14 protein-coding genes are annotated in these 15,481 nt (G+C 62.3%); 10 read left to right on the forward strand and 4 right to left on the reverse strand.

All coding sequences use genetic code 11. The features are described 5' to 3' along the window. The first annotated feature begins 50 nt into the window (after positions 1–50). The 5 genes from V8Z65_RS14705 (at position 51) to V8Z65_RS14725 (ending at position 3,905) form a co-directional block, all read left to right on the forward strand. Positions 51–953, forward strand: a complete 903-nt coding sequence (locus tag V8Z65_RS14705; RefSeq protein WP_338720903.1) for a ferric reductase-like transmembrane domain-containing protein — start codon at positions 51–53, stop codon at positions 951–953. A gap of 286 nt (positions 954–1,239) precedes the next feature. Next, positions 1,240–2,289: a hypothetical protein gene (locus V8Z65_RS14710; protein WP_338720904.1), complete on the forward strand. Its 1,050-nt coding sequence runs from the start codon at positions 1,240–1,242 to the stop codon at positions 2,287–2,289. A 26-nt stretch (positions 2,290–2,315) separates the two neighbouring features. Continuing rightward, a complete protein-coding gene (locus V8Z65_RS14715) occupies positions 2,316–2,777 on the forward strand; it encodes a DUF6152 family protein (protein WP_338720905.1) in 462 nt (153 codons plus the stop codon). A gap of 75 nt (positions 2,778–2,852) precedes the next feature. Further along, positions 2,853–3,374 carry a DUF6644 family protein gene (locus tag V8Z65_RS14720; protein WP_338720906.1) on the forward strand — a complete coding sequence of 174 codons (522 nt, stop codon included), beginning with the start codon at positions 2,853–2,855 and terminating at the stop codon, positions 3,372–3,374. Between the two features lie 12 nt (positions 3,375–3,386). After that, entirely contained in the window at positions 3,387–3,905 is a 519-nt protein-coding gene (locus V8Z65_RS14725) for a DUF6644 family protein (RefSeq protein WP_338720907.1), read from the forward strand. Positions 3,906–3,963: 58 nt separating this feature from the next. Here the strand turns inward: V8Z65_RS14725 and irrA are convergent, their stop codons facing one another. Then, positions 3,964–4,419, reverse strand: a complete 456-nt coding sequence (gene irrA / locus V8Z65_RS14730) for an iron response transcriptional regulator IrrA (protein ID WP_338720908.1) — start codon at positions 4,417–4,419, stop codon at positions 3,964–3,966. Positions 4,420–4,622: 203 nt separating this feature from the next. On the opposite strand from irrA, the gene V8Z65_RS14735 reads away from it, so the two are divergent. The 3 genes from V8Z65_RS14735 to serA all read left to right on the forward strand — a co-directional run bounded on the left by V8Z65_RS14735 (position 4,623) and on the right by serA (position 8,741). Beyond that, a complete protein-coding gene (locus V8Z65_RS14735) occupies positions 4,623–5,570 on the forward strand; it encodes an AraC family transcriptional regulator (RefSeq protein WP_338720909.1) in 948 nt (315 codons plus the stop codon). A 244-nt stretch (positions 5,571–5,814) separates the two neighbouring features. Further along, positions 5,815–6,999: a phosphoserine transaminase gene (locus tag V8Z65_RS14740; RefSeq protein ID WP_338720910.1), complete on the forward strand. Its 1,185-nt coding sequence runs from the start codon at positions 5,815–5,817 to the stop codon at positions 6,997–6,999. Between the two features lie 158 nt (positions 7,000–7,157). Next, positions 7,158–8,741: a phosphoglycerate dehydrogenase gene (gene serA / locus V8Z65_RS14745; protein WP_338720911.1), complete on the forward strand. Its 1,584-nt coding sequence runs from the start codon at positions 7,158–7,160 to the stop codon at positions 8,739–8,741. Positions 8,742–8,787: 46 nt separating this feature from the next. Here serA and V8Z65_RS14750 read toward each other — a convergent pair whose 3' ends face one another. Continuing rightward, positions 8,788–9,732 carry a DMT family transporter gene (locus V8Z65_RS14750; RefSeq protein WP_338720912.1) on the reverse strand — a complete coding sequence of 315 codons (945 nt, stop codon included), beginning with the start codon at positions 9,730–9,732 and terminating at the stop codon, positions 8,788–8,790. A gap of 158 nt (positions 9,733–9,890) precedes the next feature. Between V8Z65_RS14750 and V8Z65_RS14755 the strand changes: the two genes are divergently transcribed. Both V8Z65_RS14755 and V8Z65_RS14760 read left to right on the forward strand, forming a co-directional pair. Beyond that, positions 9,891–11,180 (forward strand): adenylosuccinate synthase, encoded by a 1,290-nt coding sequence (locus V8Z65_RS14755; protein WP_338720914.1) that lies wholly within the window; start codon positions 9,891–9,893, stop codon positions 11,178–11,180. A gap of 48 nt (positions 11,181–11,228) precedes the next feature. After that, positions 11,229–13,241 (forward strand): hypothetical protein, encoded by a 2,013-nt coding sequence (locus V8Z65_RS14760; RefSeq protein WP_338720915.1) that lies wholly within the window; start codon positions 11,229–11,231, stop codon positions 13,239–13,241. A gap of 17 nt (positions 13,242–13,258) precedes the next feature. On the opposite strand, the gene V8Z65_RS14765 is transcribed toward V8Z65_RS14760, so the two are convergent. After that, complete coding sequence (locus V8Z65_RS14765) at positions 13,259–13,897, reverse strand: ATP-binding cassette domain-containing protein (protein WP_338720916.1); 639 nt, start codon at positions 13,895–13,897, stop codon at positions 13,259–13,261. Further along, on the reverse strand, positions 13,881–15,473 hold the full coding sequence (locus tag V8Z65_RS14770) for a hypothetical protein (protein WP_338720917.1): 1,593 nt from the start codon (positions 15,471–15,473) through the stop codon (positions 13,881–13,883). The genes V8Z65_RS14765 and V8Z65_RS14770 overlap by 17 nt, the downstream gene beginning before the upstream one ends. Positions 15,474–15,481: the final 8 nt, after the last annotated feature.

The raw sequence follows: 15,481 nt of genomic DNA on the forward strand, positions 1-15,481 counted from the left end.
ACAGCCGCCACGCCGGCCTATTCTGCTGCGCACAATTGGAGGATGGGAAAGTGCCAGTACACACGCGCCATTGGACGACAAGACTGCCGTGGAGCGATCCGGCAGGACGCTTCTCGGTTCTCAAAGCCACCTGCCTGATCGTCACGACCCTTCCAGCCGCCTGGATGGCGCAAGAGGTCCTCTCCGGCAATTGGGACTTCCCCTCGCCCTATATCGGGCTCATCTATCATTCGGGCCTGTGGACCACCTATTTCCTCCTCGCCTCGCTCATGGTCACACCCCTCCGCGCCATTTCCGGTTGGCGACGCCTGGTCCAGCTGCGACGTATGCTGGGCGTGACCTGCTTCTTCTATTGTCTGCTGCATCTGGTCGCCTGGTTCGGCCTGCGTTTCTGGGACTGGCTGGCCCTGGGCGATGAACTGTTTGGGCGGCTCAGCCTGTGGCTAGCTATCCTGTCCATGGCCATCCTGTTGGCACTGGCCGCGACGTCCTTCGACGCCGCCATGCGGACCATGGGTGCGCGCTGGAAGCAGCTACATCGGCTGGCCTATGCCGCCGCCCTGCTGGGCGTGGGGCATTTTCTGCTCTCGCCCGGCTCAGTCCAGGGCACACCCTTTTTGATGGCCGGCCTGCTCGCCTGGGCGCTTGGATGGCGCCTTCTGGCGCGCCGGTCGCTTGGCGAAAGCCCTTCTGCCATTCTCGGTCTGGGTCTGATTGCCAGCCTGCTGGCCCTGCTGCTGCAGCCCCTTTGGCTGATGACAGTGCAGGCAGCGACAGCCCTCTCGCCGGTATCGGCCCTGCTGGACAATCTCAATCCGCAAGTCTGGCAATATCTTGGCATGCCCCCGGTCTGGCAGCTGCTGGCATGGACCCTGGCCACTGTATCGATTTCACTGTGGAGGCAGGCGAAAACATCACCAAAACCGATATCTACGCCACATTCGATTTCGTGATCGTTTCATGCAAATGATCCGCAAGGTCCGTGCAGGGCTACCGCTCGAAGCCCTGAAAGTATAGGGCTGCAGCGACACAACAGCTGCCTCGAGGGGGAAATCGACACAGCGCCGCACATTAGCCAATCCAGAGGATTTATAACCTCTGGCTATATTTTATGCGCTTTGCCGACGAACCGCCACGGGCCGCGGGTGGGAGACCGCGGGGTGCCGCCCAGCAGCACCATGTTGAGGGAATGAATGGCCGACCCGGAACCTTACGTGTCGGCCGAGGAGAGGAAACAACATGAAGACGTCTAAGGTCTTGCTCGCTTGCGCCCTGGGGCTTCTGGTTGCCACGAGCACACCAGTTCTCAGCTTTGCCCAGGCCGCCAACCCCCTGGCCGTTTCGGTGGTCCCGCCGCCGCGCGCGTTCGCAACTGCCGAAGAACATTTCAACTACCTGAAGCGCCAGGCCAATGGTGGTACGCATCACACTTACGAATCCGTGCCGAAGTGGGAAGGCCTGTGGGAAGCCAGCTGGAACAGCATCGCGCTCCGTGGCGGCGTCTCGCCGTTCTTCGTGGGCCCCATCCCGCCCGGCCTGGCCGCCGGTGGTGAAGTGGCCGAGGGCGTGCTGACGCCGGAATACGAAGCCGCGTTCAAGCAACGCCGCGAGAATATGATCGCCTATAACGAACAGCCCTATGACCGTCTCACCACCTGCGAAGCGACCGGTCCCGCCCGTTGGCTGCTCGAGCCCTACGTGCGTGAATGGGTGAACACGCCGGACCAGTCCTGGTGGTTGAACGATCTGGCCAATGAGACCCGCCGCGTCTTTATCGACCAGGACCACGAGAATATCGACGGCGCACATTCGCCGACCGGTGACAGCATCGGCTTCTGGATTGATGACACCCTGGTCGTCTGGACCAATGACATGTGGCCGGCCGATTATTTCCGCGGCTACCCGCCCTTCTCCAATGAGATGGAAATAATCGAGGTTTACAAGCTGGTCACCGAGGCCAGCGGCATGCAGCGCCTCATTGCCCAGGTCACCTTCTATGACCCGGTCAGCCTCGTGAAGCCGCTTAGCGGCGTATACACCTGGACCAAGGCTGCGGCCATTGAGGATGCCGGCTACCGCATCCGCCATTGGGACTGCAATACCGGCGTGCAGATCCGCGGTGAGACCGATGAATCGGGCAATCCGCTCACCAGCATTCGTCTTCCCGGCGAAAGCGGCCTGACCTGGCACCAAATGCGCAACCCCGACCTGCCGGCCGACCTGTCCGGCCAGACCCAGTCACCCGACCAGTTCGATTTCGACAGCGTGTTCGGCGAGACGTCCGAATAACCGCCGCTTCAGGAAAGGCATAGACTATGAAGAAGAACCTTGCCCTGGCTCTCGCCGCCACCGTTACCCTGGCTACCGCGACTACAGCCTTCGCACACCACAGCTTTTCGATGTTCAATCCAGACGTCGAGAACGTCATTCAGGGGAAGATCGTGCGTTGGGCCTTCAACAGCCCGCACACTTTCATGTTGATCGAGGACGCCGACGGAACCGTCTGGGCCTTCGAAGGTGCCGCCCCGCCATCCCTGCTCGGCCGCGCACCGCAGCTGACCGGCGACACCTTCAAGGTGGGTGACGAGCTTACCGTGATCAGTTGCCCGCTTCGCGACGGTCGCAATGGCGGTGCTGCAGGCCTGTTCATCCTCCCCGATGGAACAGCCTACAACCCATCTGACGCCGGCTGCCGCGCCAATCAGCGCATGACTGAATGGCCTGAATGGGTCGCCAAGGGCTTCAAGTCGCGCGAAGAAGCCGAGGCCGCACAGTAGCCGCAAAAATGCCGGGGCCGGGGGCATCAGCTTCCGGCCCCATCTCATCCTGGGCAAAAGGAGGGTGCCCGTCAAATGGTAGAATTTCTCATTGGCCTTAGCCAATCACCGCTCAGCCTGGCCATAGCAACGTCGCCTTGGATCGTGCCGACTATGCAGTCGATCCACATCATGTCGATTGCGATCATGTTCATTTCGGTGCTGGTAATCGCCCTGCGTGTCATGGGTGTCGCCTGGGGTGGCGTTTCCGTCCGCGGCACCGCAGAACGCTTCGCTCCCTGGGCATGGACGGCTCTGGCTGCCCTGGGCGCGACCGGCGTAATCCTTATCCTGGCCGAACCCTTGCGCGAGATCATGGCCATCTCCTTCTGGGTCAAGATGTGCCTGCTCGTCGCCACAATCATCATCTCCGTCCGATTTCTGCGGGAAGTGCGCAGCAATGACGGATATGCCGTCATAGACGGTCCGGTTGACGCCGCGACCAGGCGCAAGGCGATTTTCACCATCGCCATCTTGGTGGCCATCATCTTTATGGGACGCTTCATCGCCTACGACCCCTTGGTCTGGGGTCAGCTCTCTCCTGTCGGTTCGGTCTAAGCGAGGCTCACCATGGATTTCTCGAGCTTTTTCTATGCGCTGCAGGAGTCAGCTCTGGCTCAATGGGTTAACACGTACGGGGCCACATACCCGATCGTGGAAAGCCTGCACGTCATTGCCATCGCCCTGGTCTTCGGAACCATCCTGATCGTCGACCTGCGCCTATTGGGACTGGCATCGACCAACAGACCGTTCACCCGCGTCGCACGGGATCTGCTGCATCTGACCTGGGGCGGTTTCGCACTTGCCATCGTCACCGGTGTGCTACTGTTTCTGCCAAACGCCGCCAGCATCTACATCAACGTCAACTTTCAGGTGAAGATGATCCTGCTTGTTCTGGCCGGCATCAACATGTTCATCTTCGAACTTGTAACCGCCCGTAGTGTCGGCATCTGGGATACGACCATCTCCCCGCCCAACGCGGCCCGCATCGCGGGCCTCCTTTCGATCGGTTTCTGGATGACCATTATCGTCTTCGGTCGCCTTATCGGCTTCACGTCGGTGGCCGATGATCCTTTCGCCTTCATCTGACCAGCCACCTCAGAAACCGGAAGCCCGGCTCCATGAGCCGGGCTTCTGCATTGGCCAGTCACGCCCTACATCGTCGCAATCGAACCACCACTTCCACCCTGTCGACTTCATAGCCGTTGGGCACGCGGGGCAGATCACGAATGGCTGGCTGCTCGCCGGGAATATCGACGATACGCGCTTCCTCGGTGAGGTAGAAATGATGGTGGTGCGATGTGTCGGTATCGAAGACGCTTCTCATGCCCTCGAACGCCAGCTCGCGGACCAGGCCAGAGCTCTGGAACTGGCGCAAAGTGTTGTAAACAGTTGCCAGAGAAAGCTCTTGCCCCGCATTGGACGCCTCCAGGTAGAGCGCCTCTGCGGTCACATGACGGTCCCGACCAATCAGCCGATCCGCCAGGTCAAGCCTTTGCCGGGTGGGTCGGATTCCTGTCATGCGCAGAATAGCGGCCAGGCAGGCGCGGCGGCTCGGTTCAGCAACATCATGCATCCCCGCCTCAGTGATCTCTGTCTGCATCGATTTCCTCCATTGGGCAAAGTCTAGTCCCGCCGGTATCGCGCTGGCCTGTCCAAAGCGCTTGCCCTTTTGCACGTCAAGGGTGGAGCGGGGCGTCATCGCCGCCGGAATGGCAAACCAAGCATGCACAATCGTGCATATGTACCTTGCAACTGGCGCATATTGCGCTAGATTGTCGCAGCCCCAAGTTTAGAATTAGAAGAATGATCCAAAACGTCTCCATGCGGTTGCGACCTTTCGAGGTTGAGCAGACGCATGGAATGTTGAAGCTCGCCGGTGTCCGAGACAAAGAAAGCAGCGACGGGCTGAACTGGCGCTCTTTGTACCTGTCCTCACAGACCGAAGCGCCCTTCCGGGGCTCCTTTGTCGCCAAGGATCCCCTTCTGGTTTTTCACCGTCGTCCGATTATCGGCTATTTGGATCTGTACCGCCGCGAACAGGTTCACGCACCGACTGGGTCGGTGCGGTTCATTGCGCCGGGCGCGCCGTTCGAGGTAGAACTGTGTGAACCCACCGACACCGTGCACCTGTATCTCAGACGAGAGGTCTGGGATGACGTCGCATTGGACTATAGTGGGGCGTCGTCTTCGCAGGTTCCCTTCGTCTCTCGCCTTGTTGAATCCGAACAGGTTCTTTTTGCGCTTGCAGGCGCAGCGCTGGCATCCATGCGGGCGGGTGTTGCCGAACCGTCCTTCACGGACCACCTTGCCCACAGTATTGCCGCTCACATCATGGGCACTCATCTGGGCGTCCGGTCGAGCAGGCGGCCGGTCGGGCCCGGCGGCACGCTTTCACCCGAAGTGGTTCGGGCAATCGATTATATCAACGCCAATTTGGATCGCTCGATTGCGCTGCAGGATATGGCCGACGCCGCCTATCGCAGTGCCAGCCACCTCGCCCGAGTATTTGCAGCGGAAACCGGCATGCCGCCCCACCGCTACCTGATCAACGCCCGCCTCCAGCGTGCGCAACAACTGCTCTCGCGGACCGACCAGCCCATTGCGCAAATCGCCTTCGACTGTGGTTTCAGCCATCAGGAGCACCTTACGCGTACCTTCCGTCGCTTGCTGAACACGACGCCAGCGGCCTACCGGCGCGAGACCGGGCGCATCGTCTCCTACCCGTTGCCCTCGCCCCATCGGCAGACCTGACACAAGGGCCGCAAACTAGCCAGTCCAATAGCCCAGCCTCGCACCAGCGAATATGCTCAAAAACAAACCATTGAAATTGAAGGATGTTGGACTGGCCATATGTGGCCACGACATTAAATTGTGAGTGTCAGTCCAATGGCGAAGCACCAAGAATCCATTTGACGGCGCTTCGGCTCAGGCGTATTTGCGGCCTCAGGACATCTCGCCCTAACGCGAGACAATAGGCCTGGGAGGGCCGCTTGATATGGCTGATACGCCCCAAACCGCACCGGCGGTCAAACCGGCTAATCCAAATTTCTCGTCGGGTCCCTGTTCCAAACGTCCGGGTTGGACGATTGAAGCGCTTGCCGGCGCGCTGACGGGCCGTTCGCACCGGGCCAAGCCCGCCAAGGCGCGCATTCAGCAGGCCATCGACCTGACCCGCGACCTCCTCCAGGTTCCCGATGACTACCGCATCGGCATCGTCCCTGCCTCTGATACCGGCGCCGTTGAAATGTTCCTCTGGAGCGCCCTTGGCGCTCGCGGCGTCGACATGCTGGCCTGGGAAAGCTTCGGTGCCGGCTGGGTCACCGACGTGCAGAAGCAATTGAAGCTCCCCGACGTCCGCGTGCTCGAAGCCCCCTATGGCGAACTGCCCGACCTCAATGCGGTCGACTTCACCCGCGACGTCGTCTTCACCTGGAACGGCACCACTTCGGGCGTGCGCGTGCCCAACGCCGACTGGATCCCGGCCGACCGCGAGGGCCTGACCATTTGCGATGCCACCTCGGCGGCCTTCGCGCAGAACCTCGACTTTGCCAAGCTCGATGTCGTCACCTTCTCCTGGCAGAAGGCGCTGGGCGGCGAAGCGGCCCATGGCGTACTGATCCTCTCGCCCCGCGCCGTCGAGCGGCTCGAAACCTACAAGCCCGACCGCCCGCTGCCGAAAATCTTCCGCATGACCAAGGGCGGCAAGCTGATCGAAGGCATCTTCAAGGCCGAGACCATCAACACCGTATCCATGCTCTGCATCGAAGACGCCGTCGATGCCATGCAATGGGGTGTTGAGATCGGCGGTTTGCAAGCTATGCAGGCCCGCGCCGACGCCAATGCCAAAGTGCTGGCTGACTGGGTGGCCAAGACCGATTGGGTCGACTTCCTCGCCAAGAAGGCTGACGAGCGCTCCAATACCTCGGTGTGTCTGGTGATCGCCGATCCTGAGGTCAACGCGCTCGACGCCGACGCCAAGGCCGCCTTTGCCAAGGCCATCGTGTCGCGGCTCGACCAGGAAGGCGTGGCCTATGACATTGGCGGCTATCGCGACGCCCCGACGGGTCTCCGCATCTGGACCGGCTCCACTGTCGAGGCCGCCGACCTCGAAAAGCTGACCCCGTGGCTGGACTGGGCCTTCGCCCAGGAAAAGGCCGCCCTCAAGGCTGCCGCTGCCTAACTTCGGATACCCCCACCCAACCTCCCCCTGACAGGGGGAGGAGCTGATCGAGCTTGCTGAAACTTAGGTGGCAAACTCGGAGCTACTCCTCCCCCTCCTTCAGGGGGAGGCAGGGTGGGGGTCCCCCTCCAATTCTCGATATTCAGGGACCCACCCAAATGCCCAAAGTTCTCGTTTCCGACAAGCTGAGCCCCACCGCCGTCCAGATCTTCAAGGACAATGGCGTCGAGGTCGACTACCTGCCCGACCTCGGCAAGGACAAAGACAAGCTGTTCGAGGTCATCGGCCAATATGACGGCCTGGCCATCCGCTCGGCCACCAAGGTGACCGAAAAGATCCTCTCGGCCGCCACCAATCTCAAGGTCATCGGCCGGGCAGGCATCGGCGTCGACAATGTCGACATCCCCGCCGCCACCAAGAAGGGCATCATCGTGATGAACACGCCCTTCGGCAATTCCATCACCACCGCCGAGCATGCCATTGCCATGATGATGGCTTTGGCCCGCCAACTGCCTGAAGCCGATGCCTCGACCCGCGCTTCCAAGTGGGAAAAGAACCGCTTCATGGGCGTCGAGGTCACCCACAAGACCCTTGGTCTGATCGGCGCCGGCAATATCGGCTCGATCGTTGCCGACCGCGCCCAGGGCCTCAAGATGAAGGTCATTGCCTATGACCCCTTCCTGACCCCGGAACGCGCCGTGGAACTGGGCGTGGAAAAGGTCGAGCTCAACGACCTGCTGGCCCGGGCCGACTTCATTACCCTGCACACCCCGCTGATCGACGCCACTCGCAATATTCTCAATGCCGAAACCCTGGCAAAGACCAAAAAGGGCGTCCGCATCATCAATTGCGCCCGCGGCGGCCTGATCGACGAAACCGCGCTCTATGAGGCGCTGAAATCGGGCCAGGTGGCTGGCGCGGCGCTCGACGTCTTCCTTGAGGAGCCGGCGCAGGACAATCCACTGTTCGAATTGCCCAACGTCATCTGCACTCCCCATCTTGGCGCTTCGACCACCGAAGCCCAGGAAAACGTCGCCCTGCAGGTCGCCGAGCAGATTTCGGCCTACCTGATGACCGGCGAGATCACCAATGCGCTCAACTTCCCGTCCATCTCGGCCGAGGAAGCCCCGATCATCACCCCATGGGTCAAGCTCGCCGAGGCGCTGGGCTCCTTTGCTGGTCAGCTCACCGAGACGGCAATTTCGGGCATCAAGCTCGAATTCGAAGGCACCCCCGCCGGGCTCAATACCCGCCCGATGGTCGCCGCCGCCATCAATGGCGTGCTCAAGCCCTCGCTGGGCGACATCAACATGGTTTCGGCCCCCCAGATCGCCAAGGATCGCGGTATCGTGGTGGAAACCACCAATCGCGACCAGCAGGGCGCTTACGAGGGTTATATCCGCCTGACCGTGACCACCGAGCGCCAGACCCGCGGCGTTGCCGGCACGCTCTTCGCCAATGGCAAGCCGCGCATCATCCAGGTCAAGGACATCAACATGGAAGCGGAAATCACCCCGCACATGCTCTATGTTACCAATGAGGATAAGCCCGGCCATATCGGCCGCCTCGGCACCACTTTGGGTGCGCTCAATATCAATATCGCCAACTTCAACCTGGGCCGGGCCGAAGTGGGTGGCGACGCCATCGCGCTCGTCTCCATCGATGGGACGCTGGACGCAGCCCAGCTCGACCAGATCGCCAAGCTCGAAGGCGTCAAGCAGGCCAAGGCGCTCAGCTTCTGATCCGGGCCAGAAATAGCGTTTGCAGGGCGGCCCCCGGGCCGCCCTTTTATTTTGTCCGCCGGGCAGCCCATTCGGCCAGCAGGATACCGCTCAGGATGATGCCAGCGGCGATGAAGTGATAGGCTTCCAGCCTCTCGCCCAGAATGATCACCGAGCCCAATGTGCCAAAGACCGGAATGAGATTGTGGCTGGGGGCTGCGCGATTGGCTCCGACCAGTTCGACGCCGCGCGCATAGGCAACCTGGCTGAACATGGACGGGAATACCGCCACATAGGCAATGACGGCCCACACGACAGGCGGCGCCGACCCCAATGAGGCCACCTGCCCCAGGCCACCCGGTGAAAAGGCCAACATCGCGACCGCCGTGATCGCCGCGCCCGAAAAACTGACCGCCATGAAGCTCAGAATATGCATTTTGGGGCGGAAGCGCAGGGCCAGCGTATAGGCGGTATAGGCCAGGCACGCGAGCATGACGAAGCCATCGCCGATATTGATGTCGAGCGTCAGAACGCGCGCCAGATCGCCATGGGTTGCCGTCATCACCACGCCGGTAATGGCCAGCAGCACGCCCACGATCTGGATCAGCTTGGCCCGCACCCGGAAGATGATGAAATTGGCGCCCAGGATCAGCATCGGCAGCGATCCCTGCTCAATGGCCGAATTGACCGCTGTGGTGGTTTGCAGACCCAGATAGAGAAAGCCGTTGAACAAGGCATAGCCGACCGCGCCATAGGCCATGAGCACCGGCCAATGCCGGCGCAGCACGCCCCAATCCCCTTTCAGGTGGGGCCAGGCGAAGGGCAGAATGAAGCCAGTGGCCAAAACGCAGCGGCTGGCGAGCAGTAAAAACGGGTCGATCTGCCCCACGGTCAGCTTGGCCGCGACCACATTGCCACCCCAGAAAAGCGGAGCCAGAACCAGAAGCAGATAGGGTTGATCCAGAACGCGGGCGAAAATGCCGCTACTTTGCTGTTGTTGCGGCTTTGTCATCGTCGCCCGGGTGATGTAAGGACAATCGGACTTATCAGTTATTCGGCCGCAATCAAACCCGACAAGGGTGGCCGGGGGGACATGACGTCCGATCATCGCGGGAGCGGCCCGAACGGCGGGCTCCCTTTACGTGTGCCTTGTTTGGGGAAGACTGAAATATGGCGAATGTGGTTGTCGTCGGCTCGCAATGGGGCGACGAGGGCAAGGGCAAGATCGTGGACTGGCTTTCGGAGCGCGCCGACGTCGTCGTGCGCTTCCATGGTGGCCACAATGCCGGCCACACGCTGGTTATCGATGGCGTCAGCTACAAGCTGGCGCTGCTGCCCTCAGGCCTGGTGCAGGGCAAGCTTTCGGTGATCGGCAATGGCGTGGTCGTGGACCCGCACCACTTTGTCCAGGAAATGGAAAAGCTGCGCGGCCAGGGCGTTAACATCACGCCCGACGTGCTGCGTATTGCTGAAAATGCACCACTGATTCTCTCGCTGCACCGCGAACTCGATGGTATTCGCGAGGATGCCAATTCGGGCCTCAAGATCGGCACCACCCGTCGCGGCATCGGTCCGGCCTATGAAGACAAAGTTGGCCGCCGGGCCATTCGTCTGGTCGATCTCTCCGAACCCGACACACTTATGCCCAAGATCGAGCGGCTTCTGACCCATCACAATGCGCTGCGGCGCGGCATGGGACTGACCGAAATTTCCGCCGACACGATTTACGCCGAGCTGACCTCCATTTCCGGTGAAATCCTACCCTTCATGGATCAGGTCTGGCGCGTCCTCGACCAGAAGCGCCGCGAAGGCGCGCGCATCCTGTTCGAAGGGGCACAGGGCGCCCTGCTCGACAATGATCACGGGACCTATCCCTTCGTGACCTCGTCCAACACCGTAGCCGGCCAGGCCGCCGCCGGGTCGGGCCTGGGGCCGACCGCGATCGACTATGTGCTGGGTATCACCAAGGCCTATACAACCCGCGTGGGCGAAGGCCCCTTCCCTTGCGAACTCGATGACGACATTGGCCGGCATCTGGCCGTTGTCGGCCGCGAGGTGGGCGTCAATACCGGCCGCCCGCGTCGCTGCGGCTGGTTCGACGCCGTCCTCGTGCGTCAGACCGTCAAGACCTCGGGCATTACCGGCATCGCCCTGACCAAGCTCGACGTGCTCGATGGTCTAAAGGAGATCAAGGTTTGTGTCGGCTACGAGCTGGACGGATCACGCATTGATTATTTGCCTGCCTCAATGGGGGCACAGGCCCGGGTTAAGCCGATCTATGAAACGCTCGAGGGTTGGTCGGAGACCACGGCGGGCGCCCGTAGCTGGGCCGAACTGCCGGCCCAGGCGGTCAAATATGTCCGCTATATCGAGGAGCTGATCGGCGCCCCGGTTGCCCTGTTATCCACCAGTCCGGAGCGCGCGGATACCATACTGGTGGTTGACCCATTCCAAGATTAAGAAATTTTGTTACAAGACTGCGCTGAAAGAGTGAGTACCAGCTAGCCGATGGCGGATTACAAGGAGCTGTTGCGTCGGGCGATCTCGGCGCTGCCGGAGAATAACGGGGCCGCGCGGCGCGCGGTCTATGAAAAGGCGCGCTCGGCCCTTGTTGGACAATTGCGCGCTATTCAGCCGCCCCTTCCCGCACGCGATATCACCCAGCACCGCCTTCAGCTCGAGGACTGCATTCGCCAGGTCGAGCAGGAAGCCAGCGAGGCCGTGATCAGCCTGGGCCGCGACGGCCCATTGGCGGCCCGGCCCGCAACGCCCCATACGCGTCCGGCCCCCATGTCGACGCCCGCCGCACCGGCGGCGCCAAGCGAGGTCGAACACAAATCCGAACCGGTCGCGTCCGCTGCGCCCGAAAGCAAGACCGCAACGCTCTCCGACGAGCCGGCCGTGGAGGAACCTCCCACGGCACCGACCACCGAAGCCGCGCCGATATCGGATAACGGGACGGCGCCGCCGCAGCCCGACCAAACAGCGCCGCCGCCCAAAAGCGAAACGCCGGAGAAACCTGCTTCGATCGAAGACATCATTGCCCAGGCCGCCGAAACCAGCGGCGCCGAGGTGACGACCGACAGCGACACCGGACAGGACAAGCCCGAGGAACCGGCCGTCGAGCCGGACACGGCACCGAAAGACAAGGCCCCGACCAACAAGGCCTATCCGTTTCCGCTGCGCGACAGCGGCGCAACGCGGCCCGGCCTTGGCGGCACCACGCCGACCGCCATTGCTCCGCGCCTGGAACCGGTTCTGGGCAGCACCGCGCTTGCCACGCAACAGGCCAGCACAGAGCCGGTGCTGATCGACCCGCCCATTCCGGTCGAGCCGGCGCTGTCCAGCGTGCGCGAAGTCGAGATCGAGCAGGACGACGCGCGCGAAGCCGAGGGGGCCATTGAGCGCGCGATTGAAACGCTGGACCGCGAGGCACGCGGCGAAACCACCGAGCAATGGCCCGATCGTCCAACTGTCGAACTGGCCGCCGAACCGGGCCAGGACGAAGATGCCGGTTTTGCTCCGGCAGGCGCCGAACGCCGCACGGGCGCCGGTCTCACCATTTTCCTGGTCGTTTTTGCCGTGTTGCTGGCCGGCGTCGGCGGCGCCGGCTTCTGGGCCTGGCGCGAAGGCTATGTCGATCTCGACCAGATGTTTGGACGCAGCCAGAGCGTTGCCGTACAGCCTGAGACGACCGGCCAGTCCACCAGCCTGACCATGGACGGCACCACCACCGAGCCGCCGGCCAATGCCGAGGAGGCATCGGGGCCGGGCAATACGGCAACCACATCGGCCACCGAGCCGACAAGCGCCCTTGAAGCGACCAATGAGGACAGGCTCGAACCGACGCCCGAGCCGGTCACGCCAACCGGCTCGGAGACGGTTCTGCCTTCCATCGGCTCAGGCGAAACCAAGACCGAAGAGCGCCTTTCGGGCGAGGAGACCTCCATCGCCGCCAACGACCCAGCGGCCAGCGTCGACCCCGCCAATCTGGCAGGCAATCAATCGCTGCTGCTCGAGGCATCGACCGGCGGACAGGCCTCGACGGTACCCTTCTCCGGCACCGTGGAGTGGACGCAGGGAACCGACGAAATCGGCCAGCCGACCTTGCAGGCCAATGCCAATATTCCTGCGCGCAACATGAGCGTCTCCATCCTCATTCGCAAGAATATCGACCCCAGCCTGCCCGCCAGCCACCTGATGGAAATCAGCTTCGACGTGCCGGACACCTTTGCTGGTGGATCAATTGCCACCCTTGCCGGTGTGCTGTTGAAAAATGAGGAACTGGTGCCCGGAACCGCATTGGCCGGCGCAGCCGCGCGCATAGTGGGCAATACGTTCCTGTTTGCCCTGAGCGCCTCGCCGGAGGACCTGAGCACCAATACCGACCTGCTCGACACGCGTCGCTGGATGGACCTGGCCATTGTCTATGGCACGGGACGCAACGCCATCCTCACCCTGGAAAAGGACGAGGAAGCGCAAGCCCTGTTCGATACGGTTCTGGCGGCCTGGGCGGAATAGAAACGCGCTGGAGCGTGTCAGACGCGCTCCAGCATGCCTTCCACAATACGATAATGACGGCTGGCCAAGGCGGCGATATCGTCTGCATGATGGCTGACCAGCACCGTGTGCCAGCCATGGCGGCGCGTCAATTCACCCACCAGATCCCGCGTAGTCTTGCGGGTCTCATCGTCAAGCGCCGAGAATGGTTCGTCCAGCAGCAGGACCGGACACTCGCGCAACAGGGTTCGCGCCAGGGCCACACGCTGCTTCTGCCCGCCCGACAGGGTTGAGGCCAGTTTGGCCCCAAAGCCGGCCAGCCCCACCTCTGCCAGCGCCGCCGCCACCTTTTCCCGCCCTTCGGCCTTCGACACGGTGCGAGGCAGGCCCAGAGCCGCGTTTTCCTCGGCACTCAAATGCTCGAAGAGATTATCGGTCTGCAGCAAGAGGGATACAGGCCGTGTCTCCGGCGGGAAGGGGAGCAGATCGACGCCATCAAGCGCAAGCGCACCGCTGGAGGGACGTACAAATCCTGCCAGAAGATCGAGCAATGTCGACTTGCCGGCCCCGCTCACCCCCGAAATGGCCGTGACTTCACCAGGCGCCGCCTCCAGGCTGAAGCGATAGGGGATTGCCTGACCGGGATAGGCAAAGGTCAGATCAGCGGCGCGGAGCATGGGCGATCCTTTCGACAAGGCGCGGCAGCCCAACAAAGGCGGCAATGGTGAAGATGAGCAGCAAGGCAGCGATTACTGCCGCATCATTGGATTTATAGGACCCGAGCGCCCGATACATCATCAGGGGCAAGGTCTGGAAATCCTGGGTGCCGAACAGGGCAATGACACCCAGATCGCCCAGCGAGAAGCAGAACGCCAGGGCCAGCATGAGCCCGATATCGCGCCCCAATAGCGGATATTCGATCCGGATGAACTGCCCCCAGCCCGATAGACCCAGCGAGCGGATCAGCTTGCCACGCGTGCGCATGATCGCGTCGAGCGGCGGCCCCAGCGTGGCAATGGCAAAGGGGAGGGACAAGAGGCTATTGGCGATAACGACGACAATGGGCGCGGCTGCACCCGCCGGCACACCGCTCGAGCGGACCAGCAGAAAAAAGCCCAATGACAGCACCACGGCCGGCACGGCCAGATAGGCAAAGGCGGGAATGCCCAGAACGGTGCGGGCCGCCCGGCGCTCCGCCGCGCTGCGCCCCAATGACAGGATCAGTGCCAGCCCCAGCGTCAGCAAGGCCGAACTGCCGCCAATCACAATGCTGGTGACGGTGGCGCGCCAGAAACTGGCCTGGGCCAGGACGCGCAAAAGCCCGCCGGCAAGACCGTCATAGAGCACGGAGAGCAATGGCAGGGCAAAGCCGATAGCGCCCAGGGCCATAATAGACCATTGCAGGACCCGAACCGGCCCCGCATCGCGCCAGCTTGGCTGGGCCGAATGGCTGAGTGAGGCCGGCGGCGGTGTAAAAGCCGAGGCGATGAGAATGACGATGGAACAGATTGCGATCTGCGTCAGGGCCAGCCGCACGGCGCCGGCCAGGTCGAAATCGAGCCGCACGGCAGTATAGATGGCCACTTCCAGGGTCTGGTTGGCCGGCCCACCCCCGAGCAGCAGCACAATGGGAAAGCTGGTAAAGGCCAGAAGGAAAATGATCGCTCCCAAGCCCGGCAGGCTGCCGCGCAGGGCTGGCCAATCGATCAGGGCAAAGCGCTGCCAGGCATTGAGCGCCAGCGACTGCCCCATTTTGAGCCGGCTGTGCGGAATGGCATCGAGCCGCGCCAGAAGGATGCGGGCGGCAAAGGCGCCGTCGAGAATGACATGAGCCAGCAAAATGCCCGACAAGCCATAAGCCGGACTATCGAAGCTGACGCCGAACAGGGCTTCCGCGATCTGGTTGATCCAGCCATTGCGGCCCCAGATCGAGAGCAGACCAAAGGCCACCACCATGCCCGGGGTGACAATGGCGGCGGCAAAAAGGCCAACCACCAGGTCTCGCCCGGTAAAACGCAACCGATTGAGCGCCCAGGCCAGCGCAATGCCGACACCAAGGGAGAGTACCATGGTCAACCCGGCCTGCAGCGCGGTCATGCGCAGCAGATGGGCGATGTCGATGCGTGAACTTTCCGCCCCTTCCCTGGCCGCGGCCAGAATGGCCCAGAGCACCGCCACGATGAGGACGGCGATGGCCGCGGTAAGAACACTGGCCATCGCCACCCGGCCAGGTCGGTGCGGAAGGGTCAGCATGGGGCCGA

Origin of the sequence: Devosia sp. XK-2, from assembly GCF_037113415.1 — a bacterium.
GTDB lineage: Bacteria > Pseudomonadota > Alphaproteobacteria > Rhizobiales > Devosiaceae > Devosia.